The 4660-nt window shown below is 44.5% G+C and carries 5 protein-coding genes; 2 read left to right on the forward strand and 3 right to left on the reverse strand.

Features of this window, described 5'->3' with window-relative positions; genetic code table 11:
• Positions 1–397 precede the first annotated feature (397 nt).
• Positions 398–817: a hypothetical protein gene (locus tag ACP5N5_RS05690; RefSeq protein WP_428133768.1), complete on the reverse strand. Its 420-nt coding sequence runs from the start codon at positions 815–817 to the stop codon at positions 398–400.
• A 34-nt stretch (positions 818–851) separates the two neighbouring features.
• Complete coding sequence (locus tag ACP5N5_RS05695) at positions 852–1370, reverse strand: DUF2299 domain-containing protein (protein WP_042667427.1); 519 nt, start codon at positions 1368–1370, stop codon at positions 852–854.
• 107 nt (positions 1371–1477) lie between these two features.
• Here ACP5N5_RS05695 and ACP5N5_RS05700 point away from each other — a divergent pair, with 107 nt between their 5' ends.
• Both ACP5N5_RS05700 and ACP5N5_RS05705 read left to right on the forward strand, forming a co-directional pair.
• Positions 1478–2197, forward strand: coding sequence for a VTT domain-containing protein (locus ACP5N5_RS05700; protein WP_428133773.1), 720 nt, complete (start codon positions 1478–1480; stop codon positions 2195–2197).
• Between the two features lie 276 nt (positions 2198–2473).
• Complete coding sequence (locus ACP5N5_RS05705) at positions 2474–3100, forward strand: mechanosensitive ion channel domain-containing protein (protein WP_012608239.1); 627 nt, start codon at positions 2474–2476, stop codon at positions 3098–3100.
• Positions 3101–3152: 52 nt separating this feature from the next.
• Here ACP5N5_RS05705 and ACP5N5_RS05710 read toward each other — a convergent pair whose 3' ends face one another.
• On the reverse strand, positions 3153–4355 hold the full coding sequence (locus ACP5N5_RS05710; protein WP_428133781.1) for a hypothetical protein: 1203 nt from the start codon (positions 4353–4355) through the stop codon (positions 3153–3155).
• Positions 4356–4660: the final 305 nt, after the last annotated feature.

Below are 4660 nucleotides of genomic sequence, written 5' to 3' on the forward strand. Positions count from 1 at the left end.
CAACACCCTTAACAGGCAGGTAAACAACCTCACCACCCCAAACAAAACTACGGGAAAACACTGGGGGCTGTTTCATTGTTGAAAATGGGCCGGCACCCAGGCGTTCTTGATTACCTGCTCGCTCGAGTCTTCAAGCCAACCCATGTCGCGAGCAACCCCGTACAAACAAATCAACCAACACTCACAAACCACTATAAAACCAGAAACAGCTTGGCGAGGCTCTGGCTACGGGTTTCCCGCTTCACCCATACTTCATGGAGCCCTGTTGAGTCCAACGCCGTGGGGGCTCTCGTCTGCGGATAGATACCTCACTGTACTACGGTTCACCGCCAATGGAAAATTCAAAAGCATTTAAATCCATGAGTTAAATTCGCGTCAGCCTAAAGAACCGCGATACCTAGCCCTTGACCCAGGCGATTATCACTCCCACTATAAAGCCCACTGCGACGGGTCCAATTGTCAGCAACCCGAGGGTTGAGGCGATTGATTCAACTATTTTAAGTATCTGCGAGGATGAGCCATATATTTTGGCGAGTAAGTCATATATGCTCCCGCCTATGCTCCATACGGAGAGTATTACTCCAAGTATTATGATGAGTATTAATGCTACAATGTACTTGAGGACCTTTAATGAGAAATACCCGATGGCTAGTCCCAGTACGAATTGTATGAATACTGCTATATATACTCTTGGATTACTCAGCAGCTCATTAAGTATATCGACCCCGGTTATATTAGTATTCTCCTCGGCTACACTATAGATCGTTGAGAGCACCAGTGCCAGGAGAAATAGTGGAATAAGTCCTCTAAGCCTCACTAAGAGTCACCATTGATATGCTATTATTTAACTCCTATATAAAGGTTTGTGGCGACAACTTATCCGTGCTGGGCGGCGGCACAGGCATCCATTCGTTAAACCCTGAGACTATCGCCAGGTAAGTGTTGAGGAATCTCCATACAAGCCTTAGAAAGAATGACTTACCGTAGCTGCGTAACTCATCCTCGAAAAACTCCATGTTCACAGTTATTGTCTGCGGGGTAACTATATTCGGCTGCACCATTATCTTACAGTCTATGCACACGGTTAGAGCCTTGGATAGAATGCTATTCATCACTCTAAGCCTCTCAGCAGGCTTCATTTTCTCTAGTTCCCGTGCATGCTCAGGCGATACAACTATGGCGAGGGCGAGTATATACCTATCCGGCTTGTCAACGGGGTTCACGACGGTGAAGTTCACGCCGGGGTTGCCTGGAGTAGTTACATTGATTCCCCATTTAATACCTGCTCCAGGAGGTGCCTCAAGCTTCCTGGTTGTAAATGACTCCTCCATCAACCATTTAACTATTAGATCCTGCACGCTCTCCCTCAACCTATAGACCACCACTGGCCTTAACAATACTTTATTTCTTGAAGGGCTTATTTAATACTGTACGGCTTTAAGTATAACTTTAAGGTTAACAATGGTGGTATAGCACCTTGATAGAGTGGATTAGAGAGGTTTTACATGGAGCCGGTGGATACATAGGGGTTTTCACGGTTTCCCTTATTTCAAACGCCATACCATACTCCACAATACCCTACTTATTCTGGCTGATACCATTTTTCACGCGGTACAGGGATTTAGGGGGTCTCATAATAGCTGTAGCCGTCTCAGCCCTCGGGGCTAGCATTGGTAAGCTAATAGTGTATTTAGTAGGTAGGGGGTTAAGTACCCTGGGGAGTGAGTCGAGGTTTAAGCAGAATATATCGTATTTTACGAATAAGCACTCCAAAGCCGTATTCCTAACAGTGTTCCTGGCGGCTGCTCTACCCATACCTGACGACGTGGTGTATATACCTGTGGGGTATGCTAGGTATAGTGTCCCATTATTCTTCATTGCCCTACTTGCCGGTAAACTAGTAATAACAGTCATGGCCGCTATCTATGGAAGAGCCCTCTCCTTTCTCTTCGAAGAGCGGGTTGGATTACCTACATGGCTCTCTATAATATTTTACATCTTTTTGACAATCATAGTAATGTATGTAGCCGGCTCCATAAACTGGGTCAACGTAAGCAATATAGCTGGGGAGAAGGGGGCGACTAAAGCAATTGATTTCCTCTTCAAGGAAATAGCTTTATCACTGAAGAGGATTCCGGAACGCATATCATCCTTGATCAAGAGAATCCTAGACTTAATCCGCGGGGAACAATCCTAACCAGGGATTAAAGAATCAATAGGAATCGAGGGCTGTTGGCTCGACAATATGTTGAGTTCTTTAGCAGATATTTAATTAGGGTTAACCATATATCTCTCGTTGGGATGACGAGGAACCCGGGATATGCAGAGGCTTCTCGATGAATGAAGATAGTTAAAGCGGGCTCCGACCATTAAGACGCATCATAAACGTTACCGCGGCTCCCCTGGTCTGGATTACAAGATTTATATTTTTAAGTTAGAATAATTAATTATATAATATATTTTGGTGGGAAATGTGAGTGAGCCAAGTAAGGACTCTATAGGCAGCGCGTTAGCCAGAGTAGTGTTGTATGCTGTGATAGTAGCCATAGTAATGGGTATACTCCAATGGTTCTTCACACAAGGGGTGGATTTACTGGTTAAAACCACTAAGCTAGAAGGATTACAGGTCTTGAAAGACTATGCTACATACATCTACATAATAGTCTTACTAGTACTGGGCTGGATGATAGTCAACTCAGTGGCACAGCTATTCTACATGATGTTGAAGCCAAGATACGGTGTATCATCAGCTGCAGCCGTGAGGAGCTTGGTTAAAATACTCGGCCTAGGAGGCCTGCTAGCAGGCATTGCAGGTGGAGTAGCTGGTGGAGCAGCTGGAGTAGCCCTAGGAGGCTTCATAGGCTTAGTCATAGGCTTCGCTACACAGCAGGTGCTTGGACAGGCTGTTGCCGGGATGTTCATATTATTAGCGAGGCCATTCAAGATCGGGGATATAGTAGATATAGCCGGTGAAAGCGGTGTTGAAGTCAAAGATATATCAACAATGTTCACCATTGTACAGAGGAGTGATGGAGTTGAAGTACTGATACCGAGTAGCATGATCATTGGGCAGAAGATAGTTATAAGGAAGAGGGCGTGAGGCCTCTAAACCAATATGGATTTTTTAACGTGGTTACCCGGAGGAAAGCATATCATTCACTCCTAGATTTCAGGACCACCGGGATAACAAGCATCGACAACACGGTTGTTAGAACAGCGATTAATGATGAACCCCCTACAGCATATATGTAGCCTGAAGAAGCTGAGCCTACAAGGCTTATTATTTCACCTATTAAACTATACAATCCAACACCATATCCGCCACGATTCTTAGCGAATGCTAGGAACAGGTTTGAATCTATTATATCGTTTGCCAGGTATATTAATCCGAGAAGGAACCCTATCAGGACACTGTTCCTTATATTATTCAAGATCATCAGTACAAGAAGCCTAACTAGGATACCTATTGCGAAGGAACCCTTCTTAAACACTAGGTTGGATCGGACTGCGATGTATAGGCTGAAAGCTATAAGCCTGCCCAGCCCATAAACCATTAATACATCATTAATGCCTAGTTCCAACACCTGTGTTAAATAATAAGGGAGGGGTGTCCATAAGTATTCATTACTAAGCCTGAAGCCGACTAGGGCGAGAAGTATTAGACCCGATGGCACAAGAGCTGATGCATATATTCTTGTAGATAACGGTATAGAACCATTTATCTCCAGGTAGGAGAGCGTGAGAAGCCCCTTGACGGGTATGAAGATCATTCCAAGCATTGATTCAAGCCTGTAGAGCACTCTCTCTATTTTCAACCGGGGTTCATGTATCACTAACAACCCTGAGAAGTGTAGGAGTGTGAATAATACTGCTAGATATATGTATCCGGATGTAACAATCGTGGAGAACCCAACTAGGGCTAGAGATAGTATGATCACCGACTCGGATAGTAGTCTAAGCCGTGAAATCATTATCGATGCTTTGCTCCATGAGCCACTATCCCTGGTCTCGAAAATATATGTGTTCACGGCAAGCCTTGTGGAGGCAAATACTAGTGTGTGAATCATGTAGGTTACATAGATCAACTGCTTCGAGTGAAATATCAAGGAGAAATACATCAAGGCCTGCAGCAGAGCCATCGAGGAGCTACCTATATACCATAAGAGCCTCACCCTCCCAGCATCGGCTAATCTATCCATGATCCTCACTACAGGTATGAAAACAATGGTCCACAAAGCGTTCAGTAATCCGAGTTCCACAACACTGAAATTAAAGTGTTTAACAGCAATCAGGTTTATCAGCAAATCCATTATCGAAGCCAATCCTATGTTTAAAGCCGCCACAGGGAGATCCATGAAGCAGCACCAATCACTTCATGTAATATACATGAAGTTTAAAAGTAGATAGGTCGAAGTTGTTTTGGTGTTTAAAGGAGGGGTTTATATGGGTTGGTGGGCTGGGTGGAGTCCCCTAGGTGAAACCATGAACATATATAATTAGAGCGAACACCTGGGGACAAACGGTTCACTGGTTTCCTACATCTATTCCGGGTTTACATCTCTCGTATGCCGGGTGGTTGGCGGGCTAGCTTTCGCCCCATCCCAGCTATAGCCTCGCCAAGTTGTTTCTGGTTTTATAATGGTTTGTAGTATTGGTGATA

Origin of the sequence: Desulfurococcus sp. (assembly GCF_049970475.1) — an archaeon.
GTDB classification, from domain to species: domain Archaea; phylum Thermoproteota; class Thermoprotei_A; order Sulfolobales; family Desulfurococcaceae; genus Desulfurococcus; species Desulfurococcus amylolyticus.

Bases quoted from the DNA above. Each gene is read 5' to 3' on its own strand.
- ACP5N5_RS05710 (WP_428133781.1), bottom strand. From the start codon at position 4,355: ATGGATCTCCCTGTGGCGGCTTTAAACATAGGATTGGCTTCGATAATG.